This is a genomic window from Streptomyces montanus (assembly GCF_005786655.1).
Lineage (GTDB): Bacteria > Actinomycetota > Actinomycetes > Streptomycetales > Streptomycetaceae > Streptomyces > Streptomyces sporangiiformans.
Map to the genome: position 1 here is coordinate 41,584 of NZ_VBZC01000047.1, position 23,521 is coordinate 65,104.

Consider the following 23,521-nt stretch of genomic DNA (forward strand, 5'->3'; position numbering starts at 1 on the left):
CGAACCACTCAGGAAACCCGGACCAGAGCATGAGCGACCTGCGCCTTGAAGACACCGTCTTCGAGGATCTGAAGAAGACCTTCTCGACGATCAGCGACCGGATGGACACCGCGCGCCGCACACTCCGCGGCGCCGACGGATCGGCGGTGGGCGAGAGCAAGCTCATTGAGGAGATCCACGAATTCGCCGACGACTGGAGCTACGGCATCAAACAGCTCGGCAAGCACACGCACGGCGCCGTGAAGATGATCAACAAGATAGGCCAGGAGTTCGGCAAGCTCGACCACGATCTGGCCGAGTCCCTCAAGTCGACGAAGAAGAAGGGCAAGTAGACGTGGCAGGCAAGCGCCCCGCCTTTCCGAACATAGGCTGGGACCCGACGCCCGGCGACGTCGACGACACCCGGGACCTCGCCAAGAAGCTCGGCGGGCTGGCGAGCGAACTCAGCACCACTCTGCATGAGTTGGAGCGGATCGAGGCCGGCGCCTGGAAGGGCAGGACAGCAGTCGCCTTCACCGAGTACGTCGGGAAGGACGTCACCCCTCTCATCCGCAAGAGCCACGGCTCCTTCGACAAGGCCTCGCGCGCGCTGCACCGATGGGCCAAAGAGCTCCAGGACTTCCAGGATGAGGCGGACCGGCTCGAGAAGTCCGCCGGGGAGAAGCTGGAAGCCAAGGAGACGGCCCAGCAGAAATCCGATGCGAAGGGCGACGGCAAGGGCAGCGAGGCTCTCGGCAAGGCCTCCGGCGCGGTGGACGAGGTCACCAGCAAGGTCCACGACCTCGAAGAGCGGTACAAGCGGGCCGCCGGGAACATCAGCAAGGAGCTCGACAAGGCCGGCGACATCGCCCCGGACGAGCCCGGGTTCTGGGACAAGCTCACCCAGGGGGTCGCCGAAGCGTGGGACGCCGTCGGTGACTGGCTCAAGGAGCACGCCGACCTCATCAAACAGATCGGTGATGTACTGAGTCTGATCAGCAGCGCCTTGGGCGTCCTGGCCATCATCACCGCTCCCTTCGAACCGATCGGGGCGATCTTCGCCGCCGCGGCGATGGTCACGAGCGGAGCGGCCCTGCTCACCCACCTGGTGGCCAAAGCGGCTGGTGCGGATGTCAGTTGGGTCGATATCGGGTTCGATGCACTCGGCATCCTTCCCGGCATCAAGGGACTCACCGGAACCGCCGAGCTCGCCAAGGGCACCAACGCGATGGCACGCGCTGCCAAGCTCGGCTCGGGTTATGAAGGGGCTCAGGCCACCAGCAAGATGTTCGTTCTCTTCGGTCCCGCGAAGACCATTCCCGTCATCAAACTCGGCGAAGGCGGCAGCCGTACGGCTCTCGCCGTCGAGAGCGGGCTGCAGAACATCCGCCAGGGGCAATGGCTCGGTACTCAGGGAATCAACCTGATCGGATCAAAGCTACCGTTCGTCAAGAGCGCTGAAGTGATCGCGCCGATGGGGAACGCGGGTCGTGCCCTGGACGCCACCATCAAGGCGGGGCTCACCGGTCACAAGGCCAACACCATTGCCCACAACGACTACGGAAACTGAGCGCGTCCGTACTCGATCACCACCGGCCCGTAAGAAAGAAACAGCCACAGTATGGACAACGCCGAAGAAGTCCAGGTCCTGGGCGTGGAAGGCATCGCGCTACCGCCCATGACCATTCGGCTCCCCGAGGGCATGCACGCAATCGAGGTCTCCCTGGACGAGACCGAGCGGACGGAAGCCGTAGCGAGGCTGGTCCGGGACATCTACCCACGAGGCGAGGAGTCATTGTGGGAGGCCATGAGCGCTGTGTACAGCGCGACAGCACAGGAGATGTCGTCAGCCGGCGTCTCATTCTTCGGTATCGGCCTGTACGACATCGGAGACGGCGGCGTAGCACACTGTTCGCTCACCGTGGCTGTGTTCGAGTCGGGCGAGACGGACCAGGATGTCGTCGCCCAGGGCATCTTCGCTATCCACAGCCCTGATCCCCTGCGCGACGTGACCTGGCTCGACCTGCCCTGTGGTCCCGCAGTCTCGCTGATCTCCTTCCGTAAGCTCATAGTGGACGGCGAGTACACGAAGAGCGGCAACGACGAGGAACTGACGATGGGGCAGATTCAGGTGCACGTCCCCTTTTCGACCGGCCCGTACACCGTTGTGATCACTTTGGATACGGCTTCCCTGGCACAGTGGGACGAGTTCACGCACGCTATTGCCGGAATTGTTGGATCGTTGGAATTTCCGGTGTCGCCCGCGCAGAGTGGTCAGCTCGGCTGACTCGACCGAATTCGCCCACGGGGAATCTCAGGAGAAATGACGTACTGATGGACTGGTATCCCGCCGCCGATGAACACCTACTTCTCCGCATCACCGTCAAATTCGCGACCGGTGTGGCTCCCACGGTCTCCGGTTGCAGATGGTTCCGCGACCTCGAACGCAACGACATCCAGGACGAGTTGACGGGGTGGCCTCCTGGCCCCGTCTTCACCCCGCGCACGGCGGGCGACCAGGCCGCCCGCCGCACCGGCCGAGCCTTCCTCACAGGTATCCCGCTGATCGCGAACCTCATCGCCAACATCGGTGGCGCCGCCGGCTCACCTCTTGGTGGCGTATCCGGGAGAGGAAAACCAGAGGAACCCGAGAACGAGGTCCACGACTTCCCCGTGATGTGGGCCGCCTCCGGTGCCCTCGCCCGTACGGTGCCGTGGCAACTGGACCCCGGGCGACGTCCGGAGGGATACGGCTCCGATCTCGTGCTGACCAGCCGACGACTGCTCTTCCTCGGCACCCACAGCGGCGCCCTCGACGAAGCCGACGTCCTGGGTGAGTTCCCACGGGAGTCCATCGCCGGGGCTCGGCACATGGAGTTCAGCGAAATCGGCGCCGATGTACGCATCACGTTTACTGATCAGTCCTGGATCCGTCTCTTCACGGGCAATCCGAACAACGCCGAGAGAATCGCCGGGGTCCTCTCCGGACGTGTGGAGGCACTTCCCGAAAGTGCCCTGACGGAAGCACAGCGCCGGCGAGTGTCCCGTTTCATGTCCAACCTCCCCGAAACCGCACAGCCACCCCTGTACATCAGGCTTCCCAGCGGAATCGTCCTCGTCGAGTCCTGCACTCCTGCCAAAGCCGGAAAGGGTCTTCTTGATACGCATGGGATTTTGATGAACGCCTCGGGTGACCCGGCGGTGCCGGAACCGGGTGAACTGTAATGCGGGTCACTTCTATGACCTGACTCAGGACATCACGCCGTGCCGGCGAACGAGATCGACGAAAGTCAGGCCCCCATGCCGCAGTCCGAGCTGAGCCCACCGAGCGACGAGATGCGCGAAGCAAGCACCGACGACACGTGGTCACCCCGCACAGCCTTCGGGGCGGCCTGGCGAGGTGCCGCTGTCCTCGCCCTCGCGGTGACTGGCGTTCCCGTCGGCGCGTGGTTCGCCTCGAAACTCGTGCCGTACGACGACCGGTTGGTCAGTGCGGCGTTTCCGCTTGTCCTCGCCATCGGAGCACTGGTCAATGTCTGGCTGCGTGCGCGCACCGTTTTCCTGGTCGTCGTCGCCCTCAGCGGCGCGTTCGCTCTCCTGGTCGGCACGTACCTCATAGACGAGGGATACGTATCCGCCGACAGCCCGTACCTCACGATCCAGGACAACCGGGCGACGTTCGGGCTGTCGTCGCTGGCCGTCGGCGCGGGAGTCATGTTCGTGACCATCCTCTGGGGCACGGTCAGCGGATATCTTCACCCGCGCCCGAAGCGGGAGCCGAAGGATCAGCCGTAGAACCGTGGCCGGCCGACACCCGTTTCGCTGAAGCGAACGGATAAGTAGAGTGCCGCGAATGAGACCACGGGGCATGCGGGACGTACGGTACGCACGGGCAACGGCGTTCGCATCGGGCGACGTACGCCTGAGGCACCGGATGCACCGGGGGCACGTCCTCGGGGTCGTCCTCCTTCTCCTGTGCGCCTTCTGGACCGCCACCGGCGCCGCTACCGCCACCCCGGCACAAGCCTCGCCTCAGGCCGCAGACGACACGAGCCAGGCCGCCCACCTAGCCGACCGTCTCCGCGCCAACCCGGTCTACGTCACCGACCAACTCCCGCGAGAAATCCCCCACTCCACCGCCCCCGACTTCGCAAGGCTCGCCAAACGCACAGGCGTACCCACCTACGTCCTCGTCCTTCCGGGACAGTCCACCACCAACGGAGACGCGCTGCTCGGTGCGGTGCACGACCGGCTCGGGCGGGACGGTCTGTACGTGCTGGTGGACTACATGGGCGTCACGAACGCGGTGGCGTTCGGGGTGCGGGCGCCGGCCGCGGATGCCGAGACGGCGGCGCTCTATGAACTGCCCTATGACGCGGGGCCCTTGCGCAGCTTCGAGCGGTTCGCCGAAGTCGTCGCGCAGGGCGGCGAGAAGGCGGCCGCGCGGGCGGAGGCGGCGCGAGAGAAGTACGGAAGCGACGGGGGCGAGGAACCCGAGCAGCTGTACATCGGCCCGGCCGACCGCGAGAACCAGTCCTTCCTCACCGGGATCCTGGTCGTCGGCGTACCTCTGCTGATGCTGCTGCTCACAGCTTTCGTACGTCGCTGGCGGCGCCGTCTGCCCTCGGCGCGCGCAGCGAAGCCGGGCAGCACAAAGCCGCGAGCCGCCGCATCCCGCGTACCCCGCGGTGCGGTGGCCGGCGTCGCGCTCCTCACCGCCGTCGCGATCGCCCTCACCGCCTGGCTCACCTTCGACCAGACCACGTCGAGCGCCGCGCGGACGCCCACCGCCGCCGATCTGTCGGCACGGGTCGAGCGGGTCGCGGCACGGCTGAAGCAGGATCCGGTCTACACGGATCCGGAGAGCCCGCAGGTTCTCGATGCCGGAGAGAAAGACCGACTACGCGACCGTATAAGCGAGTTCGGCAGGTCCAGGAGCGGAGGCCCGGTCTTCGTCTTCGTCGTCCCGCAGATGTACGAGGACGAGTCCGCCGGTGACCCGTACGTCTTCGCGGAGGCGGTGCACGCCAAGGTGGGCAAGGACGGCGTGTACGTCGTGGCGGACCCGCTCGAGGGCGGCATCAGCGTCGTCAGCTACGGCCTGCGGCTCGACAACAACCACCTCCTCTTCGACCTGCCGGACTCCATCAGCGACGGTGACGACTCCGGCGAGTCGGGCGAGTCAGACGGCTATCGGCTCAGCGAACGCCTAGACCGGCTCATGACCTTCCTCGACAAGACACCTCGTACGGACGCCCCCAACTCCCCCGACCCCGACCTGAAGCCGGAACCCATCGAGAGCCACGCCCTCCGCCCGCTCTTCTCCGGCGACTTCTGGCCCGGGCTGCTCGTCGGTGCCTTTGCCGCGCTGCTCGTCTTCGCGATCGTCGCGGGCGTGCTCGGGATCGTCGGCGCGGTGCTGCGGCGACGGAACCCTGCACCCCTGCCCACGGCAGCGCTCCCCTTCGAGGCGCCGACCGATCCGTCCACCGCGTATCTGCGCCGCACCGCGCAGACCGAACTCAGTGAACTGGCAAGGATGTTCACCGAGGACCAGGTTCCCAACCCCGTCGGCGCCGGCGCCGAACCCTTGGCAGACATCCGCGCCTGGGACTGCTTCGACTCCGCGATGCTGCTCGTCGACGGCGACATCGACGCCCTCGCCGACGACGACGTGGACCCCGCGTCTCTCGTGGCGGTCATCGTCCTCGCCCGCGCCGGCCGGGCGGCGTTCACCGGCGACACGAACAACCTGTGCTGCGGCCTCAACCCCCTGCACGGCCCGGCGGTCAGCCGCCATCACCTACGCGTCTCCGGCCCGGCCGAGACCGTACGCAGGCGCCTGCTCCCCGTCTGTCAGCCGTGCCGCGAGACGGCCATCGTCGAGCCGAGCACGGTGCACACGCTTCGGATGACGCTGCCGCCGGGGCAGGGAGGACAGGGGGACGGCGAGCGCATGCCGTACGAGGAGGCCACGGGCCCTCTCCCCGCCGTACGCAACGGGATTCCCCAACTCATCGACAAGGTACGGGAGTTCGTCAGTGTCCGCTAAGCGAGTCCACGCCGGCCTCTCAGCCCTCCTCGCCGCTTGCGTGACCGTACTGCTCATCTCGGCGGCCCCGGCCTCCTGGGCAAAGGACCCGAGTCCCGGCGAGCGCATCGCGACCGCCCTGCGCGAGTCACCCGTGTACGTCGACCCGTCGTACGAAGGCTCTGTCCCACCCGCCCGCCAGAAGGAGCTGGCCCATCAGATCGCGCGAACGGGCCTGCCCGTCAAGGTAGCTCTGACGCCCCTCACCAAGGGCGACTCCTTCAACGGCGACTCGTCCACCCTCGCGGAGATCGTCCACGACCGCCTCGGCGTGCGCGACCTCATCCTCATCACCACGGACGGCGACTTCACGGACTCCCTCAACGGCTACGAGTGGCCTGGCGAGGCCCACCAGGCGGACGACGCGGTCGCCACAGTCGGCTTCCTGGACGAAATGGACGACGCGGGCCTGGCGGACCGGACGGCGAAGGCGATCGAGCTGATCGAGGACGGCGACGGGACGAACGCCTACGAAGAAGCGACAAAGGACTTGGGCGGTGAGGGCAGCGAGGGCGGCGACTCCGCATCAACGCCCAAGTCCCCTCGTGGCGAGGCCACTTCATCGTGGCTCTGGCCGACACTGGTCGCTGTGCCGGCGCTCGCGGCCGGCTTCGTCACCTTCCTTTTCGTACGTCGGAGGGGCGCCCGCCTCGCCCGCCTCACGTACCCGCGGGCGGTGTTCACCGCGGCCCGCACGGCCGACGAGGCGGACGTTCGCCGCCGAGCAGAGGCAGAGGTCCTGTCCCTGGGCGAGTCGATCCAGTCGGCGCCCCCTTCAACCCCCGGCCTGCAAAGCGCCCTCGACGCCTACGCCGCCGCCGGCACCGTCCTCGACGCGGCGCGCGGTCTCCCGGACCTGGCCGGTGTCCTGGCCCTGGCCGCGGAGGGCCGCGACGCCCTGGAGGCCACCCCTACCCCGCTCCCCCTCTGCTTCTTCAACCCCCTCCACGGCCGCGCCACCGACCGCATCGCCTGGCGCGCCCTGGGCCGCCGCGAATCACTCCGTGTGGCGGCCTGCACGAGTTGCGCTGAGGCGGTGCGAACGCGCCGCGCCCCGGAGGTCCTCATGGACACGACGGAGGACGGCCGCCCGCTACCGTACTTCGAGTTGTCCGACGGCCTCTGGGCGAGGACGGGTTACGGCTCGCTCCTCAAAGACCCGGACGGCGGGCTGGCGCAGTTGGTCGGGCGGGGTGACTTCTCGCGCACCTTCCCGGCCTCCACGACCCCGGAGCGGGACTGACAGCAGAGCCCGGAGCCTGCGGTACGGATCGCACGCCTCGGCCCCGCCGCGTCCGAGAAGCCGGGCGCGAGCCGCAATCAAGGTGCGTACGCCGGGAAGCCCGCCGGGAAGCCTGCCCCCAGCGCCACCACGAGGCCTGTGGCCACGACCGTCCGAAGAACCGGACGATCAGCCCTCGCCCCCCCTGTCCCTGCACGCCCGATGCGTCGCCCTCCTCCGGACTGGAAGTCCTGGAAAACGCACAAGGTCCGCTCTCTCGGTTGCAGCCCAGGACAGCGGCAAGTGGGGCCGCGGATCCTCGACTTCCCTCAGCTGGGTCTTCAGCAACTACCGATGCTGATCGCCTTTTTCGTGGCCCGAGCCCGGGACGCTCCGGCACCGAGGACGTCGGCCAACCCGGTCCGAATTGACCCCGTCTGCTGTCCCTCACGACACTTGCGGAAAAGTTCGCTGTGGCTAAAACACGTACCCCCCGGATAGCGTCGGTCAGCATGCAGCAGACCGAGCCGTCCGACCGGAACGCCGACGCCCACGCCGATGGCGAGAACGTCTTCGGCTTGATCACCCCCGAGGACTGGTATCGCATTCCGCTCCAGCCTCTGGAGCGCCGGGAAGCGTCCGTGAGCGCCTTGATGAAAAGGCAGTTCGCCGGTGTGGACGATCAGCCGGTGCTGCGCCGCCAGTCCGAGGAGCAGTTGCTGGGTGCCGCCGAGGCGGGGGCCGACAAAGGGGGCGTGGTCCTCTATCTGTCGTTCCTGGAAGCAGCCGGCATCCCTCTGTCCGCGTCACTGCTGATCTCCCAACTCCACCAGCGATTCGACAGTCTTGACGCTGTCGCGGCGCTGGCGGGCAAGGGCGAGGTGACTCCGGTGCGGCTGCCGGCCGCCGGGCGCGCGGCGCGTCGGCGGCGCGGTGAACGAACCCGGGAAGCCCGGCGGCTCGGTACCGAGTTCGAGGACACCATCGTGGAGTACTTCGTCCCCGTACCGGATCGGGACGAGGTGCTGATGCTGACGTTCAGCACGCCACTGGAACCGATCGCGGACGCGATGGTGGAGCTCTTCGACGCGGTCGCCGGTACTCTGCGCTGGCGAAAAAGCACTCATGAATCACGGGAACCACGGGAACCACGGAAACCACGGGGGCAACAGGGATGAGCAAGCGACTCAGGGTCTCCACCGACGATCTGCACACGGCCGGGGTCGGACTGCGCACCGTGGCCACGGAGTTCGAGGGGCTCGACAAGCTCATGGACTCCTACGACCGGCGCACGGTCGGGCACAACCTGCTGCAGGAACGGCTGCAGGAGTTCTCCGACGGCTGGAACGACAACCGCGAGAAGATGATCGAGGAGATCAAGGGCCTGGGCGAGGTGGCCAAGACGGCCGGCGAGGCGTACACCGAGATCGACACGGAGCTCTACAAGGCCCTCGTCGGCAAGGACAAGAAGAAGTGACCCGCCCGGCCGATTACCGCTGGGAGGTACTGGGCGAGAGCGACGACCCGGTGCCGGGTGACGTCTACGACCTCCAGGCGCTCTCCAAGCGCTTCACCGCCACGGCGAAGACCATCTCGGACGCGGCCGCGGCACTGCGCCGCCTCGGAGACCAGAAGAGCTGGGACTCCGATGCGGGACGGGAGTTCGCCGAGAAGGCCGACGACACGGCCAAGACCGTGAGCAAGGCGCACGACCGCTACAGCGAGGCAGGTGCCGCTCTCAAGGAGTACTACACCGAACTCGAAACGATCCAGGGCGAAGCGGACCGGCTTCTGGAACAGGCGGAGACGAAGAGCGGCGATCTCTCCTCCGCCAAGTCCCAGGCGGACAACCCGCCCAAGGACACCGACGAGGGCGGGCAGAAGAAGCTCGACACCAAGGTGACGGACCTGCAGGGCGACCTGGACGGGCTGCGCGGGAAGCTCGCCACGCTCAAGAGCCGCCACAGCACAGCAGGGGACGCGGCCGCCAAGCGGATCCATGAGATCACCGAGAGCGATGACCTCAACGACTCCTGGCTGGACGAGCTGCGCGACACCCTGAACATCGTCGCCGACATCGCGGGAGCCGTCGCGGCCGTCTGCGGGCTGGTGGCACTGCTGGTCGGCTGGATCCCGATCATCGGGCAGGCGATCGCCGGCGTACTGGGCACCATCGCGCTGATCGCGACAGCGATATCCCTCGTCTGCCATCTGCTCCTCGCTATCAATGGCGACGGGTCGTGGGGAGACGTCGCCATGGACGTTCTGGGCCTCGCGACCTTCGGAATCGGGCGCGTCTTCTCGGCCGGAGCGAAGATGGCCGCCACGGTCGGCCGCAGCCGCGTCTGGACCGCGGCGACGCAGTACGTACGCGGTTGGCATCCCGGTCTCAGCTCGGCGGCGCGACGCGCACTGGTCGTGGAGATGGTCGGCTCGCGCGCCGGAGCGACCACGACCGCCGCGCTGCCCAATGTGTCCCTGGGCGCCGCGTTCCGAGGCCTGCCTCGGTCCTTCGCCGACGACCTCGGCACGATCCGGGGCAACTGGCGGGACCTGTTCAAGGCCGGCGACAACCTCGCCGCCGCCCGCGGGGCCTGGAACGCGGGCGGGGCACGCGGCCTGGCCAGCATGTACGCGGGCCCCGGGATGGTCGACGAACTGTCTCGCATCAAGAACATCGATCCGGCGGATCTGAGCTTCATCGGCACGCCCGACGCCTTCAAACAGGCCATGCAGTACAACTCCTGGGCCATCGGGGCGACCGGCACCGGGGCGGCCTCGGACACCAACAGCTTCATCGGGCTCTTCGAGAGCAACGACATCGATGTGACCGGGCCCGATGCTTCGTTGGCCGGGAGGTAGCGGCTGATGCATACCCGGGACACCGCGGACGCGCCAGGCGGCGCGGCCGGAGCGGGCGCCGCGGCGGACGCGGACTGGCAGCAGTGCCGCGTCACCCTCCCTGCCCCGCACAACTGGCTCGTCCTCGACCTCACCACCCAGCAACCCGACGCATGGGCGCGGTCGGTGGCCGACGAACACTTCACGGCAGACGTACCGGCAGACGTACCCGCCGAATGGCGCGAGGCGTTCGCCCAGGATGTCCTCTGGTACTGGGTGGCGGCGGCGCGGCAGAAGTCGCTCTGCGCCGCTCTTCTCACGCCGCAGGACAGCGGGGTCGTCGCGTTCTACTCCGTACGGGAGTTGAACGTCCCGTCCGAGTCGCTGCGCCTGGATGTGCTGCGAGCGGAGGCCGAGAGCGCCGAAGGACCGTACTTCGTGCCCCCGCGCATCACGGAGGTCGAACTCCCCCTGGGTGCCGCGCTGCGAGTGCATCGTCTGGAACCGACGGACCCTGATGCAGACAGCGGCTCGGTACTGGAAGGTGTGGCCCACTACGTCCTGCCCCGGGCACACCCCACCGCGCTGGAGTGCCGGCTCCTGTGGGGAGCTATGGGACTGGGCGAGGAACTGGGGAAGATGGCCGACGAGTTGGCGGCGTCACTCCGACTTGTCTGAACCGCCTCGCTTGCCTGAACGGCCTTGCTTGCCTGAGCCGCCTCACTTATCCGAACTGCCCCGATCGCGGGAGACATCGATCAGGCCTGCCATGCCCCCGAGCCCGAGCCGTTCCCACGGGATCAGCGCCAGCGGCATCCAGCTGAAGCCGACGACGAAGACGCTCAGCAGGGTGACGAGCCCCTTGGGGAGGATCCACCCGAGCTGGGCGGCGACCAGGGACACGACCAGCAGATAGACGCCGACAACGAGGGCACCAAGCATCTTGAGCAGGGCCTCGCCGGGCCGGAGCCTGGGCTTCTCCTCGGTCCCTCGGACCGCGGCGAACAGGATCAGCGGCAACATCAGCCCCACGATGCCACCCCCGCCGATACCCCCGACCACCACCGCGTTGCGTCCGTCGTCAGGGACCGCCGACGACAGGAACGAGTCATCCGACAGGCCGAGGGCCAGGCCGACGCCCGCATAGCCGCCCAGCGTCATGGTCGCGAGGACGAGCAGCAGCCCCACGCCGAAGGCGAGGTTCCCTGCGAACGAGCGCCCACCATTCTGCGCCTGGGACTCTCCGGCCCCTGATCCAACAGACATGGACTCTCCCATTCCTCGCGAGGTCCGGTAGAGGATAGCTGGCCAACGGCGACACGTTCAGCCGATGGGACCCCAGTCGCGACGTGGCCTCGGCGGCGCGGTCGTACGAGCGGACGCGGCGGAGGCGTCATCGCTCCCGCTCCGGAAGAACACGAGCAGCACCGCCGCAACAAGCCACACGACGGTGGGCAACCCGAACACCACAGCGAGCCCGATACCGAACCACCCGCTGCTGTCACCGCGGCGCGTCACCACCGATCGACTGGAACGCGGTGACGGTCAGGGCCACGCCGGCGAGCAGCATGGAGACGAAGAGCAACGTGCCGACGGCGAGGCGGTGGCGTCGGCTGCCGTTGAGGGCGCTGGAAGGTATGTACACGGCGTCACTTCATGAGGGCCGAGGGGCCGTTCACCGGTCGGCGACGAAGGAGCCCATGCCGGGGGTCGTAGTAATAAGGCCCTCTTCGCGCAGCGCGGCCGTGGCCTTCCGCACCGTAACCCGGGAAACGCCGAACTCCTGCTCCAGCTTCACCTCGGAGATGAGCCCGCGCACGGGGTACTCACCGCTGGCGATCCTCTGGCGGATCACCTCGGCAATCTGCTGCCACTTGGGCCTGGTGGGGTCAAATTCGAACACAGGCGAACTGTACGTAGGCACGTGGAGCTAGGCATAGCAGCCCCTTTAATAGCCTAGGTATAGACAGGCGATTACATGTCAGCCTACGGTGAGACAACAGCAGACCCCCGCGACCGATGGGACGGTCCGGGGGCATGGCCGAACGCTTCGAAGGAGCGCCGACATGCGAAACCCTATCCTCCGACTCCTCGAATGGATCCTGACCTGCTTAACGCCACAGCCGCGGGGCCGACATCGAGCAACGAGCCCCGCAGCACACGCTCCAACACCCGGCTGCCCCCGACTCCCCCTCTACAGCGCACCACTTGACGGCTCGGCCTCCCCCCTGGTGCGCCCGTACCTTCTCGGCACCCCTGAGGCACACCTGGAACGCCGCCGCCAACGCGAGCGCCGCCACGCCCTCTACCTGGCAACCCTCGGCATCGACGCAGGGCCCGACCACATCCACGGCGTACGCGTCCCGGCGGCCGCCCGGTGAACGGCCGCCCACCGGTACGGATGTGCGCCCGCTGCCAGTGCACGACGAGCGAACCGGTACTCGTCCACGAGGTCCACGCGGCCACGGGCCCCGGCTTCAACGTCTACGCCTGCCCGGAGTGCGCCCACCACTACCCACCCATGACCGACGCACTCCAACTCCTGGAAGCCCTCCCCCGCCGCTCCCGCCTCACCCTCCGCGTCTACAAACTCAACGCGCAAGGCGCGGTCACCGAGGACCGGGGAGAGATCGAAATCCTGGCCGGCAGCCACCCCGCCCCAGCACCGCACACGTCGCCTGCGGGCCACCCCTCCACGCAGAACCAGTAACCCCTCCAGGGCGGCCAGTACCACGTGAGAGGGCTGTTCGGGGCGAGGGTTCTCCGAGTAGCGCCGCCAGTCGACACACGCTCGGCAATACGCCACTCCCGCAGACGCGCCCGTGTACCCCAGGGTGTCTCTGGCGGGATGTTGGCTGCGGGGGATGACACATCTGCCAGATCTGTCATCCCCCGCAGCCGAGTACCCTCCGTCCGACGAGCACGACGTCTGCAGTAAGGGCGAGGAGGCGCGATGAGCAGCGGATGCCATACCAGTTGGAAGGTCCCGCCCGAGCACCGCGAAGACCCCGCTTACCGCGCCGCGGGGCGGCGGATGGATTTCGCCCAGGCGGTCTACAACCGGCGCTCGGAACTGGGCTGGACCACATCGGAGCTGGCACGCCGGGCCGGGATGCCCGAAGCAGACATCGATTCCATCGAAGCGAGCGGGGTCGACCCGACTCTCGAACTCACGGAACAACTGGCCGCGGCTCTCAAGTCGGCGGCGCGGTTCACTCCGGACACCCAACCCGAGTTCCACTTCGAGGACCTCAAGGCCTGAACGGCCACATCACAGCATCGCGGCGCTGGTCGCTCAAGCAACGCACGGAACCCGGCACACAACAGCTCATATCCTGACTCGAAGGCACACGCGGCGTTCAGAGCCATCACATGCACAGGTGCAAGCTGGCCGCAGCACAATCAACTTGCCCTGCTTCCTCCCCATCCGCCCAGCCGTGCAAGGAACTTCACTGTGGCCAAACTGATCGCCACATAGATACCGTCATTACTCTTGACTGAACCTTTGCCTCACGGGGAGTCCACTTGAAGCGCCGCACTTTGCCCGTTGCTGCCGCGTTCACAGACCGGCGTTCACCGAAGGTCCGCAACCGCTGAGAGCAGAACGGCCAGATCACACACAGGGGGAGGGGCCTCAGTGGCAGACCCGGACCTGACGGTGGACTTCGATTTCCTCGCGGAGTCCGAGCGGAGACTCCGCCAGCTCAAGACGACGTTCAAGGACATCGAGAACCGCCGCGACGACATGCGCGAACACTGGGGATCCGGTGCGATAGCCGAAGCCATGGGCGATTTCGTCGACAACTGGGACGACTACCGCACGAAACTCATCGAGGGCATCGAGTCGGTCGGCAAGCTCGTGGCCGGCACCAAGAAGGCGTTCAAGGACCTCGACGACGACCTGAGCAAGGTCAACGACAAGAAGCAGAAGAAGTGACGACAGCGACATCCAAGCGCCGCCCGATCGACTGGCAGCCGCTCTGCGAATCCGATCCGGTACCGGGCGATCCGGAGGAGATCCGCGCCGAGGTCCGCCACATGGTGTCGGTCGCCAAGAAGCTGCGGGATCAGGCCAAGAATCTCCAGGCCCTCAGCAACGAGGACAAGTTGAAGGGCAAGTACGTCAAGCGCCTGCGCGAGGACTCCTCCACCCTGGAGAAGCACATGCGGGAGGTGGCCAGTCGCTACGAGCGCGTCCACGGCCATCTCACCACCTGGGCCAACGAGCTGGAGGACTTCCAGTCCGACGCCGACCGCGTCCTGCGCCAGGCCAAGGAGAAGCAGGACGAGGTCGAAGCCGAGAAAGCCAAGGGAGCTGACTCCGGCGACAAGGACTCTCCCAAGCCATCCGACAGTGGAACCGACCACGACCCCCTACGGACATACCGGAACCAGCTGGACACCATCACCGGCGACCGCGACACCCGCGCCAACCACCACGCAGGCAAGATCAAGGACGAGATCGACGACGTCATCGAAGACTCGTCGTGGGACAACATCAAGGGCTGGGTCCACGACAACGCGGACGCGATCAAGGCCTTCATCGATGTTCTCGGCTGGGTGGCGACGTTTGCTGGCTTCCTGGCGCTGGCCATTCCCGGTCTGAACCTGCTCGTCCTGGGCATCGCGGTGCTCACGATCGGACTCAGACTCCTTCTGGTGGCATCCGGCGACGCCTCCTGGACGGATGTCATCTTCGACGTCGTGGGTGGGCTGCTCGTGGTGGGTGGCCTTGGGGCCGCGGCGAAGCTTGCCAGCGGCGCCAAGGCCACTGTGGGCGCTGCTCAGGCCGCCCGGACCGCCGGCCTGAGCAGAGGGCTCAGCGGCGTCAAGGGCGTCATGGACGACATGGGGCGGGCGATGACCAAAATGCCGAAAGGACCGGGGCAGAATGCCGTCGGTGCGGCCCGTAACGCCATGCGCAAGTCCATCTCCCAGAACGCCGGCCTGGTAGCCAAGGAGCCGCTGCCGGTCAGCAAGCTGTCGACGCTGGCGCACCTCGGCGACAAGGAGATGGCCGGCATGGCGAAGATGTTGCAGGCGAACAAGTCCGTCTTCCCTGAGGCCTCGGGGGCCGCCGCGGACAAGGCGTACAAGTCCTACCAGGTGAGCCTCGGCGTCGCCTGGACCGGCATGGGGATGGACGTCATGGACAAGTCGCTTGGCAAGAGCGACTTTACGAGCGTGACCAAGGAATGGACCGGCGAGAAGCCGTACAACGAGGGGTACTCCGACTGGAAGGACAACACCCTGAAGCCCGCCGCCGACACCCACTGGTAACGAGGCGGATTCCCCGGGGACGGAGTACCCACTGCCCCGTCCGCATTCACCCCTGAGGAACGACCATGGACCTGAACTCGGCCCGGCGCATCGCCGAGGCGGAAGCGGCCCGCACCGGACTAGGCACCGGCCCCAACCGTCGGCTCCGGCTGACCCTGTTCATCGGAATGCCCCTGGTCTTTCCGGTGTTCGGGATCTTGTTCCTAGTGCCGCAGTCCCTGAGGAACGACGTGCTTAACGTCTATAAGGCCGGGATCATCGGCTGCCTCCTACACTTCGTCTGGGTCTTCGTGAAGTACCCCCGGTACGACGACCGCCCGCCCTACCTCACACGGGATCTCGCCATGGGCGGCGGCTTCTTCCTGCCCTCGATGCTCCTCGGATTCTGGCCGGGCATCTTCGCCGCACCGGCGTGGGCGCTCTTCGTCGGTCTCGCCTTTGTCGTGGAAGGAATCAAGGAGCGCCGTGACCACCGCTGAGCACCGCCGGGCCCCGGCCGGCTTCAACCTGGTCCCGCCGCCCGGCTGGGACACCATTCCGCTTCGCCAGGGCACCGACGAAGCGGTGGACCACGTCATCCGCAAGGCCGTCGCGCAGCTGCCCGTCGGCTTTCCCAAGGACGACATTCCGCAGGCCCGGCTGAAGCTCGCCAAGGAGATGAAGAAGGTCGTCCGCAGGGCCCGTTCCAAGGGAGGTCTCACCCTCTACCTCCCCACCGAACGCCTCCACGGCATCACCCTGCCCGTCTCGATCGTCGCCTCCGAACCGATCGAAATCCCGCGTGTCAGGCCCGACAGCGGGCCGGAAGCGGTCCTGATGGCGCTCGCCTCCGAGACCCCCGGAACCGAGATGCGGGAGCTCGACCACACCGCGGCCCTGCGCTCGGAACGAGAAGTCCCCGCCAGCACCTCACAGGGCATCGAGGTCGCGCACCGCCGGGTCGAGTACTTCGTGCCGGTCCCGGACAGCACCCCCGACAAGTACCTCACCTTCTCCTTCAGCGCTCTGATCGCGCCCGACTCGGATCCGGCATTCACCGACGCCCTCGTGGAGCTGTTCGACGCCGTGATGGGCACGTTCCGCTGGAGCTATGCCTGAAGGCTCCCCCCACCCGCGCCCCCGACGAAAGAGACCCCTCATGTCCGACGGCACCTTGTGGAGCACCGACCTCGGCACCCCGCTCCCCATCGACACGGATGCCAACCCCGACCTCTGGGGCTATCTCCACCTCCAGATCGACAAAGCGAACTTCAAGGAGTGGCTGGACCTGCACTTGACCGGCATCGCCATGGTCCAAGGCATCGAACTCACCCGCAAACTCCGCAAGTTCCACAAGAACTTCTACGAGCAGACGCTGGTGACGCTCCGGGACAAGCTTCAGGCCGACGAGGCATTCATCTACCACGCCGTTCCACTGCAGCTCATGCCGCTGGTGATGCACGCCACCCGCTTCCACTGCCAGGCCCCCGACGCGGCCTCCTGCGAGGGAATCGCCGCGCTCACGGTGCCGCACCCGGAGATCCCCGAGTGGCAGCAGCGAACCGGCAGCGTCGCTTTCGCCTCCCCGTACCTGGGCTCGGACGGGGTCCGGGTCACACGCTCCTACCCCGTGGACCGCACCATCATGATGACCTCGGTGACGTACCACTGGCACACCGCGCCCGGCCTCCCCGACGTCTGCCTCCGCGGGCACCACGACGATCCGGAAGTGATCGCAGCGGCAATGGAAGCCCTGGACGACTTCGCGCGGACGCTCCGGCTTCCTGGGGCGGCTCATTGAGCGACTCTGTCGGGGAATAGCGAATCGTACGGAAATCCGTGTCTCAACTCCCTGCCGGTTTCCCAAAGGATGACATCCCCGAGGCGCGGCTCCAGCTCACGAAAGAACTGAAGCAGGTGGTTCGGAAGGCCCGTAATTACGAATGATGATCGTCGAGACTGACGCCGACTCTGCCCTCCTCGAAGCCTCCTTCGATGCCATCGACGACTTCGCCAGAAGCCTCTGGCTCAGAGAACAGACGTGAACCACCCGAGCCCGCCGGACAATGCCCCTGCTCGCAACCAGACGCGGCAGCCCGGCGATTAGGGGCACCGGGGTGACTTCGCCCGGAGTTTCACTGAGCGGCGCCTGGGCATCCAGGCGCTTCCCCGGCATCTGGGCGTTCGGTTTTCAGCTAGTGTTCTGAGTCGTTAATTCGTCGGCAGTCTGCAGTGTGAGCGGATGCCGAGTCCGAAGCTTGAGCCCTTGGAACTGCCCGCCGAGGAACGGCGGGTGCTGCGCGGATGGGTACGCCGTCGTAAGACGGCGCAGGCCCTGGCCGTGCGCTCGCGGATCATCCTGCCCTGCGCGCAGGGCGGGACGGTCACCGCGGTGGCCACAGAGTTGAGGGTCTCGCGGGACATGGTCTCCAAGTGGCGCCGCCGCTTCCTTCAACACCGGCTGGAGGGGCTGGTGGACGAGCCGCGTCGGGGCCGGCCCCGCACGGTCAGCGATGACCAGGTCGAGCAAGTCGTGGTCAGGACGCTGGAGTCGGCGCCGCCGAAGGGCGACACCCACTAGTCGACGCGGTCGATGGCGAAGGCGACCGGGATGTCGCAGACCACGTTTCTCGCGGATCTGGCGGGCCTTCCGACGGGACATTTTCGGTCGGACTCATTCGGTACCTTTCCCGTCCCAGACCATCGAGGAGCAGCCCCTCCGAACAGCGATACTGCCCGCCCAACGCAAACCGGTGCGGCAGAGCGCAATCGCACCCCACCGCACCGGACAGCCGAGAAAGCCCGACCTGAGGCCGAGCCCAACCCGAGGCCGAGCCCAACCCAAGGCAGCGCCAATCGAGTACTAGCCCTTGACGCCCTTCGCCAGCTCCTGGTCCAGGTCCTCGTATGCCTTCGCGGCGTTCGTGAGGAACTTGGACATGCCGGTCAGGCCGTCGATCGTGTCCTTCGCGCCCTTCTTGAACTCGGTGAAGGCGTCCTCGAAGGCCTGCGAACCCTTGCGGGTGGTGTAGCCGTCCTTGACGAGGCCCTGGATGTAGCGCTCGAGCGCGTCCAGCTTCTCGTCGATCTTGTCCTTGGCGTCGGTCAGCTTGGTAGCCGCCTTGTGCATCTCGTCATATGTGATATCTGCGTCTTTGCCGCCGGCCATGTGGCGTCCTCCGTAACTCGACGTGCCGCAGGGCCTACCCCCGTGGCTCCTGATGCGAACGATGCGATCATCCGCCTGGGCCAGCAGCTTACGCAGGACGCTTGCAGGAGCACACCCCGGATCCGTCAAGAGCCTCCAGGGAACCGGCACATACGCCGTTGCCCATGGGAAGCATGGAACGGATATCGTCACTGCACAGTTCGGTGACCACTGGGATCCGCGGCCGGAGGCGGCCACGGACGGGTCACAGGGTTTACGGGGAGGACGATCGTGCGCCTGACTCTGACCGTCGTCGATCCGCTCGGCGGCGCCAACGCCGACGTGGTGCTCGACGCGGATCCTGAGTCCTCGTTGGGGGACATCGCGAAAGAGCTGGCCGCGCACGTCGGTTACAGCGGTGGGGCCCAGATCATTCCCATCGGGCAGCACCAGGCGGCGAGCAGCGGAGCGCCCGTCGCGTACGTGGACGGCCATCCCGTGGACCCGAACGCCACCATCGGGACCTCCCCGCTGCGCGAGGGCGCCGTCGTCAGTCTGCACGACCCCGCCGGCTGTCTGCCCGGCGAACCCACCGGCCTCGTCGAGTTGCGGGTCGCGAGCGGGCCCGCCGCGGGCGCCGTGCACCGGCTGGGGATAGGCCGGTACGACATCGGCAGCGGACCCGCGTCCGCCATCCGCATCGACGACCCCGAACTCCCCGCCCGCGCACTGACGTTGTCAATCGCAACGGACGGAACCTGCCAAGTCGCCCTACAGGGGAAACTCAAGGACGACCAGCGCGAGCTGCTCGATCAGCGCGACAGGGACAGCAAGGACGGCAAGGACGAGAAGGGTGACAGGGGCAACAAGGGTAAGGACAAGGACAACAGAGGCGTCACCCTCGACGGGGAGCCTCTCGACGGCACCGACTGGCCCCTCGGCGCCCAGATCGCCGTAGGCAACACCCTGCTCGAACTCGACCGCTACTCCCCGCCGAACGCCGCGCTCAAGTGGTCCGAGGACGGCACCGGCCTCGACTACAACCGCCCGCCCCGGCTCCAGCCGCCGGAGCGTCAGACCAGGTTCAAGCTGCCCGCCCCGCCCCGTGACTTCGAGGCCCGGCCGCTGCCCTGGCTGATGGCGCTGACCCCGCTCGTCGGTGCCCTCGTCTCCGTACTGATCTTCCAGCGCTGGTACTACCTGATCATGGCGCTGCTGAGCCCGCTGATCCTCTTCGGCAACTACTTCATGGACAAGAAGCACGGGCGCAAGTCCCATGCGAAGCAGGTCAAGGAGCACAAGGAGCACAAGGAGCGGATCGAGAAGGATGCGCAGGACGCTCTCGTAGCCGAGCGGCTCGACCGGCGGCAGGCCGTTCCCGATCCGGCGACCGTGCTGTCGATGAGCACCGGGCCCCGTACGCGACTGTGGGAGCGGCGGCGCACCGACCCCGACCACCTGCTGCTGCGCGTCGGCACCGGTCAACTGCCCTCCGAGGTCGTGCTCGACGACCCCGAGCAGGACGACCACAAGCGCGAGGTCACCTGGAAGATCGAGGACGCCCCGGTCGCGCTGCCGCTGTGCGAGCGCGGTGTCGTCGGCATCGCGGGACCCGGCGACTCGGCGCAGGCGCTGGGGCGTTGGGTCGTCGCGCAGGCGGCTGTCCTGCACAGCCCGCTGGACGTGCAGTTCTATGTCCTGACGGAGAACAGTGCCCAGCCCGGCTGGGACTGGGTGAGGTGGCTGCCGCACTCGCGGCCGTCCGGCGCGCAGGACGCCAACGTCCTCATCGGTACGGACGCCGAGACCGTCGGCGCCCGCATCGGCGAGCTGACCCAGCTCCTCGACGGCCGCCAGAAGGCGGCCAAGCAGAATGGCCGCCCAACAAGTTTCACCGACCCGGACATCGTCGTCATCTGGGATGGTTCGCGGCGTCTGCGGTCCATGCCAGGGGTGGTACGGCTGCTGCGTGAGGGCCCGGCCGTCAGCATGTACGCGATATGCCTCGACTCCGAGGAACGGTTCCTGCCCGGCGAGTGCCAGGCCATCGTGATCGCGGAGCCGAAGCCGCAGGAGCACACCACCTCTCAGACCGCCGCGAGCACGAGCGCGCAGGCGGCGGCGCCCGGCGGCTTCCCCTCCTTCCAGGCCTGGCACGCCACCGAGGCCGACGACCAGCAGGCGGGCACGCAGAAGGCGCTCGAACTGCGGTTGCGCGTCGAGCAGACGGGCACGGCCCGGGTCAAGAACGTACGGCCGGACTTCGTGTCGCCGGCCTGGTGCGCGCGGCTCTCCCGTTCCCTCTCCCCCATCCGTGACATCAGCGGTGAGTCCGAGGACTCGGCGCTGCCGGGCTCCAGCCGGCTGCTCGACGTGCTGCAGCTGGAGCCGCCGACCAGCGACGCGATCACCGCGCGCTGGCGGATGGGCGGACAGTCGACGATGGCGGTCATCGGCGAGTCGTACGACGGCCCCTTCGGCATCGACATGCGCAAGGACGGGCCGCACGGTCTGATCGCGGGTACGACCGGTTCCGGTAAGTCGGAGCTGCTGCAGACCATCGTGGCGGCTCTCGCGGTGGCCAACACCCCCGAGAACATGACGTTCGTGCTCGTCGACTACAAGGGTGGCTCGGCGTTCAAGGACTGCGTCAAGCTGCCGCACACCGTCGGTATGGTCACCGACCTCGACGCGCACCTCGTCGAGCGCGCCCTGGAGTCGCTCGGCGCCGAGCTGAAGCGGCGCGAGCACATCCTCGCGGCCGCCGACGCCAAGGACATCGAGGACTACCAGGACCTCGTACGGCGCGATCCGTCGCACGCGCCCGTGCCCCGACTCCTCATCGTCATCGACGAGTTCGCCTCGATGGTGCGTGACCTGCCGGACTTCGTGACGGGTCTCGTCAACATCGCCCAGCGGGGCCGTTCGCTCGGTATCCACCTGCTCCTCGCCACCCAGCGGCCGAGTGGTGTCGTGTCTCCCGAGATCCGCGCCAACACCAACCTCCGGATCGCGCTGCGCGTGACGGACGGCGGCGAGTCGAGCGACGTCATCGACTCGCCCGAGGCCGGACACATCAGCAAGAGCACACCGGGTCGGGCGTACGTCCGTCTCGGGCATGCCTCGCTCGTGCCGTTCCAGTCGGGACGCGTCGGCGGGCGGCGGCCAGGTGCCGCCGATCCGCAGGTACTCGCCCCCTGGGCCGGTCCGCTGGCCTGGGAGGACCTGGGGCGGGCCGCGCTGGTCAAGCCCAAGGCCGAGGCGCGCGAGGAGGAGGAGATCACCGACCTCAAGGTGCTCGTGGACGCGGTCCGCGACGCCAACAGCTCGCTCGGTATCCCCGCCCAGCACAGCCCTTGGCTGCCCGCGCTCTCCGAGACGCTGCTGCTCGACGAGGTCGAGGTCCCTGCGGTCGCCGCTCTGACGCCGGGCAAGCTGCCCCCGGCCCCGTACGGCGTCGAGGACCTGCCCTCCGACCAGGCCCGCCGCCCGGTCGTCGTCGACTTCTCCTCCTTCGGGCATCTGATCGTGGGCGGTGCGCCGCGCAGCGGCCGTTCGCAGATCCTGCGGACCATCGCCGGCTCCCTCGCCCGCACGAACTCGTCGGCGGACGTGCACATTTACGGCATCGACTGCGGCAACGGCGCGCTCAACGCCCTGACGCGGCTGCCGCACTGCGGTGCGGTGGTCGCCCGTAACCAGACGGAGCGGGCCGTACGGCTGGTCACGCGTCTCAAGGGCGAGTTGACGCGACGTCAGGACCTGCTGTCCGAGAAGGGGTTCGCGGACATCGGCGAGCAGCGGGCGTCCGCCGCCGAGGACGAGCGGCTGCCGCATCTCGTCCTGCTGCTCGACCGGTGGGAGGGCTGGCTGCCGACGCTCGGCGAGTACAACCACGGTGAGCTGACGGACGAGTTGCAGACGATGATGCGTGAGGGAGCGAGCGTCGGCATCCATCTGATCGTCACCGGTGACCGGCAGGTGCTGCTCGGCCGGATGGCCTCGCTGACGGAGGAGAAGTACGGTCTGCGACTCGCCGACCGCAGCGACTTCTCGATGCTCGGTATCAACGCGCGCAAGGTGCCCGAGGAGATCCCGCCCGGGCGCGGCTTCAAGAACGAGGCGGGCACCGAGACGCAGTTCGCGCTGCTCACCGACGATGTGACGGGTCAGGGGCAGGCCGCGGCGCTCGCCGCGATCGGCGAGGCGGCCACGGCCCGCGATGCGGGGATCCCGCGCGACCTGCGCCCCTTCCGGGTGGACGTACTGCCCTCCCGCATCGGTTTCGACGAGGCCTGGGAGATGCGGGACCCGGCGGTCGCGCAGACGAAGCTGTGGGGTCTGGCCGGTATCGGCGGCGACGACATCATGGCGTTCGGCCCCGATCTCGCGCAGGGCGTACCGACGTTCGTCGTCGCGGGCCCGGCCAAGTCGGGCCGTTCCACGGCGCTGCTCAACCTGGCGCGTTCGTACCTCCTTCAGGGCGTACGTCTCGTCATCGCGGCCCCGCGCCCGTCGCCCCTGCGTGAACTCGCGGACCGGGACGGCGTGTTGAAGGTCTTCACGGACGACGACATCGAGAGCGACGACTTCAACGAGGCGATCGAGTCGGCGTCCCCCGAGGAGCCCATCGTCGTCATCGTCGACGACGGCGAGGTCCTCGAGGACTGCGACTGCGAGCGCGAGCTGAAGCGCCTCGTCCAGCGTGGCGCCGACCGCGGTCTCGCGCTGGTCATCGGTGGCGACGAGGAAGAGGTCTGCGGCGGCTTCTCGGGCTGGCAGGTCGAGGCGAAGAAGGGCCGCCGCGGCCTCCTGCTCTCCCCGCAGGACTCCGGCGCCGGCGAACTGATCGGCATCCGCACGACCCGCAGCATGGTCGGCGGCCCGGTCACCCCCGGCAAGGGCCTGTTGCACCTGGGCAGTGGCGAGGCGGTCACGGTCACGGTTCCGGTCTGACAGGAGCTGGTGACGGACAGTTGGT

At 67.6% G+C, this 23,521-nt stretch carries 25 protein-coding genes; 21 read left to right on the forward strand and 4 right to left on the reverse strand.

From position 1 onward, the window contains the following. Positions 1–29 precede the first annotated feature (29 nt). The 11 genes from FE633_RS33395 (at position 30) to FE633_RS33445 (ending at position 10,811) form a co-directional block, all read left to right on the forward strand. On the forward strand, positions 30–332 hold the full coding sequence (locus FE633_RS33395) for a hypothetical protein (RefSeq protein WP_138048910.1): 303 nt from the start codon (positions 30–32) through the stop codon (positions 330–332). A 2-nt stretch (positions 333–334) separates the two neighbouring features. Continuing rightward, positions 335–1,549, forward strand: a complete 1,215-nt coding sequence (locus FE633_RS33400) for a methyl-accepting chemotaxis protein (protein ID WP_138048911.1) — start codon at positions 335–337, stop codon at positions 1,547–1,549. Positions 1,550–1,600: 51 nt separating this feature from the next. Next, complete coding sequence (locus FE633_RS33405) at positions 1,601–2,266, forward strand: hypothetical protein (protein WP_138048912.1); 666 nt, start codon at positions 1,601–1,603, stop codon at positions 2,264–2,266. 47 nt (positions 2,267–2,313) lie between these two features. Further along, entirely contained in the window at positions 2,314–3,204 is an 891-nt protein-coding gene (locus FE633_RS33410) for a hypothetical protein (RefSeq protein ID WP_138048913.1), read from the forward strand. Positions 3,205–3,243: 39 nt separating this feature from the next. Next, positions 3,244–3,774 (forward strand): hypothetical protein, encoded by a 531-nt coding sequence (locus FE633_RS33415; RefSeq protein WP_138048914.1) that lies wholly within the window; start codon positions 3,244–3,246, stop codon positions 3,772–3,774. 73 nt (positions 3,775–3,847) lie between these two features. Continuing rightward, positions 3,848–6,031: a hypothetical protein gene (locus FE633_RS33420; RefSeq protein ID WP_138048915.1), complete on the forward strand. Its 2,184-nt coding sequence runs from the start codon at positions 3,848–3,850 to the stop codon at positions 6,029–6,031. Beyond that, the gene (locus tag FE633_RS33425; protein ID WP_138048916.1) at positions 6,021–7,313 is read left to right on the forward strand and encodes a hypothetical protein; all 1,293 of its coding nucleotides are present in this window, start codon (positions 6,021–6,023) and stop codon (positions 7,311–7,313) included. The genes FE633_RS33420 and FE633_RS33425 overlap by 11 nt, the downstream gene beginning before the upstream one ends. A gap of 491 nt (positions 7,314–7,804) precedes the next feature. Then, a complete protein-coding gene (locus FE633_RS33430) occupies positions 7,805–8,470 on the forward strand; it encodes a hypothetical protein (RefSeq protein WP_138048917.1) in 666 nt (221 codons plus the stop codon). Next, positions 8,467–8,769 carry a hypothetical protein gene (locus FE633_RS33435; protein ID WP_138048918.1) on the forward strand — a complete coding sequence of 101 codons (303 nt, stop codon included), beginning with the start codon at positions 8,467–8,469 and terminating at the stop codon, positions 8,767–8,769. Before FE633_RS33430 ends, FE633_RS33435 begins: the two co-directional genes overlap by 4 nt. After that, positions 8,766–10,154, forward strand: a complete 1,389-nt coding sequence (locus tag FE633_RS33440; protein ID WP_138048919.1) for a putative T7SS-secreted protein — start codon at positions 8,766–8,768, stop codon at positions 10,152–10,154. Before FE633_RS33435 ends, FE633_RS33440 begins: the two co-directional genes overlap by 4 nt. Before the next feature lie 6 nt (positions 10,155–10,160). Then, positions 10,161–10,811, forward strand: coding sequence for a hypothetical protein (locus FE633_RS33445; protein ID WP_138048920.1), 651 nt, complete (start codon positions 10,161–10,163; stop codon positions 10,809–10,811). 42 nt (positions 10,812–10,853) lie between these two features. On the opposite strand, the gene FE633_RS33450 is transcribed toward FE633_RS33445, so the two are convergent. The 3 genes from FE633_RS33450 to FE633_RS33455 all read right to left on the reverse strand — a co-directional run bounded on the left by FE633_RS33450 (position 10,854) and on the right by FE633_RS33455 (position 12,036). Then, a complete protein-coding gene (locus FE633_RS33450; protein ID WP_138048921.1) occupies positions 10,854–11,399 on the reverse strand; it encodes a hypothetical protein in 546 nt (181 codons plus the stop codon). Positions 11,400–11,634: 235 nt separating this feature from the next. Next, positions 11,635–11,778 carry a hypothetical protein gene (locus FE633_RS47485; protein WP_171060216.1) on the reverse strand — a complete coding sequence of 48 codons (144 nt, stop codon included), beginning with the start codon at positions 11,776–11,778 and terminating at the stop codon, positions 11,635–11,637. A 30-nt stretch (positions 11,779–11,808) separates the two neighbouring features. Then, entirely contained in the window at positions 11,809–12,036 is a 228-nt protein-coding gene (locus tag FE633_RS33455) for a GntR family transcriptional regulator (protein WP_138048922.1), read from the reverse strand. A 328-nt stretch (positions 12,037–12,364) separates the two neighbouring features. Here FE633_RS33455 and FE633_RS47490 point away from each other — a divergent pair, with 328 nt between their 5' ends. The 9 genes from FE633_RS47490 (at position 12,365) to FE633_RS33500 (ending at position 17,973) form a co-directional block, all read left to right on the forward strand. Next, positions 12,365–12,514 (forward strand): hypothetical protein, encoded by a 150-nt coding sequence (locus tag FE633_RS47490; RefSeq protein WP_171060213.1) that lies wholly within the window; start codon positions 12,365–12,367, stop codon positions 12,512–12,514. Beyond that, positions 12,511–12,843 (forward strand): hypothetical protein, encoded by a 333-nt coding sequence (locus tag FE633_RS33465; RefSeq protein ID WP_138048924.1) that lies wholly within the window; start codon positions 12,511–12,513, stop codon positions 12,841–12,843. The genes FE633_RS47490 and FE633_RS33465 overlap by 4 nt, the downstream gene beginning before the upstream one ends. Before the next feature lie 243 nt (positions 12,844–13,086). After that, positions 13,087–13,395, forward strand: a complete 309-nt coding sequence (locus FE633_RS33470; RefSeq protein ID WP_138048925.1) for a helix-turn-helix domain-containing protein — start codon at positions 13,087–13,089, stop codon at positions 13,393–13,395. 375 nt (positions 13,396–13,770) lie between these two features. Beyond that, positions 13,771–14,070 carry a hypothetical protein gene (locus FE633_RS33475; RefSeq protein ID WP_138048926.1) on the forward strand — a complete coding sequence of 100 codons (300 nt, stop codon included), beginning with the start codon at positions 13,771–13,773 and terminating at the stop codon, positions 14,068–14,070. Next, on the forward strand, positions 14,067–15,413 hold the full coding sequence (locus FE633_RS33480) for a spectrin repeat-containing protein (protein WP_246113957.1): 1,347 nt from the start codon (positions 14,067–14,069) through the stop codon (positions 15,411–15,413). Before FE633_RS33475 ends, FE633_RS33480 begins: the two co-directional genes overlap by 4 nt. A gap of 65 nt (positions 15,414–15,478) precedes the next feature. Beyond that, positions 15,479–15,892: a hypothetical protein gene (locus FE633_RS33485; protein WP_138048927.1), complete on the forward strand. Its 414-nt coding sequence runs from the start codon at positions 15,479–15,481 to the stop codon at positions 15,890–15,892. Continuing rightward, positions 15,879–16,511, forward strand: a complete 633-nt coding sequence (locus FE633_RS33490) for a hypothetical protein (protein ID WP_171060217.1) — start codon at positions 15,879–15,881, stop codon at positions 16,509–16,511. The genes FE633_RS33485 and FE633_RS33490 overlap by 14 nt, the downstream gene beginning before the upstream one ends. A gap of 40 nt (positions 16,512–16,551) precedes the next feature. Next, positions 16,552–17,193, forward strand: a complete 642-nt coding sequence (locus tag FE633_RS33495) for a hypothetical protein (RefSeq protein WP_138048928.1) — start codon at positions 16,552–16,554, stop codon at positions 17,191–17,193. A gap of 441 nt (positions 17,194–17,634) precedes the next feature. After that, a complete protein-coding gene (locus tag FE633_RS33500; protein ID WP_138048929.1) occupies positions 17,635–17,973 on the forward strand; it encodes a helix-turn-helix domain-containing protein in 339 nt (112 codons plus the stop codon). Between the two features lie 282 nt (positions 17,974–18,255). On the opposite strand, the gene FE633_RS33505 is transcribed toward FE633_RS33500, so the two are convergent. Further along, on the reverse strand, positions 18,256–18,561 hold the full coding sequence (locus tag FE633_RS33505) for a WXG100 family type VII secretion target (RefSeq protein ID WP_119100364.1): 306 nt from the start codon (positions 18,559–18,561) through the stop codon (positions 18,256–18,258). Positions 18,562–18,831: 270 nt separating this feature from the next. Between FE633_RS33505 and FE633_RS33510 the strand changes: the two genes are divergently transcribed. After that, a complete protein-coding gene (locus FE633_RS33510) occupies positions 18,832–23,496 on the forward strand; it encodes an FtsK/SpoIIIE domain-containing protein (protein ID WP_138048930.1) in 4,665 nt (1,554 codons plus the stop codon). The last annotated feature ends 25 nt before the right edge of the window (positions 23,497–23,521 follow it).

Bases quoted from the DNA above. Each gene is read 5' to 3' on its own strand.
- FE633_RS33395 (WP_138048910.1), top strand. From the start codon at position 30: ATGAGCGACCTGCGCCTTGAAGACACCGTCTTCGAGGATCTGAAGAAG.
- FE633_RS33450 (WP_138048921.1), bottom strand. From the start codon at position 11,399: ATGTCTGTTGGATCAGGGGCCGGAGAGTCCCAGGCGCAGAATGGTGGG.
- FE633_RS33410 (WP_138048913.1), top strand. From the start codon at position 2,314: ATGGACTGGTATCCCGCCGCCGATGAACACCTACTTCTCCGCATCACC.
- FE633_RS33485 (WP_138048927.1), top strand. From the start codon at position 15,479: ATGGACCTGAACTCGGCCCGGCGCATCGCCGAGGCGGAAGCGGCCCGC.
- FE633_RS33505 (WP_119100364.1), bottom strand. From the start codon at position 18,561: ATGGCCGGCGGCAAAGACGCAGATATCACATATGACGAGATGCACAAG.
- FE633_RS33470 (WP_138048925.1), top strand. From the start codon at position 13,087: ATGAGCAGCGGATGCCATACCAGTTGGAAGGTCCCGCCCGAGCACCGC.
- FE633_RS33495 (WP_138048928.1), top strand. From the start codon at position 16,552: ATGTCCGACGGCACCTTGTGGAGCACCGACCTCGGCACCCCGCTCCCC.
- FE633_RS33405 (WP_138048912.1), top strand. From the start codon at position 1,601: ATGGACAACGCCGAAGAAGTCCAGGTCCTGGGCGTGGAAGGCATCGCG.
- FE633_RS33435 (WP_138048918.1), top strand. From the start codon at position 8,467: ATGAGCAAGCGACTCAGGGTCTCCACCGACGATCTGCACACGGCCGGG.
- FE633_RS33420 (WP_138048915.1), top strand. From the start codon at position 3,848: ATGCGGGACGTACGGTACGCACGGGCAACGGCGTTCGCATCGGGCGAC.
- FE633_RS33500 (WP_138048929.1), top strand. From the start codon at position 17,635: ATGCCGAGTCCGAAGCTTGAGCCCTTGGAACTGCCCGCCGAGGAACGG.
- FE633_RS33445 (WP_138048920.1), top strand. From the start codon at position 10,161: ATGCATACCCGGGACACCGCGGACGCGCCAGGCGGCGCGGCCGGAGCG.
- FE633_RS33430 (WP_138048917.1), top strand. From the start codon at position 7,805: ATGCAGCAGACCGAGCCGTCCGACCGGAACGCCGACGCCCACGCCGAT.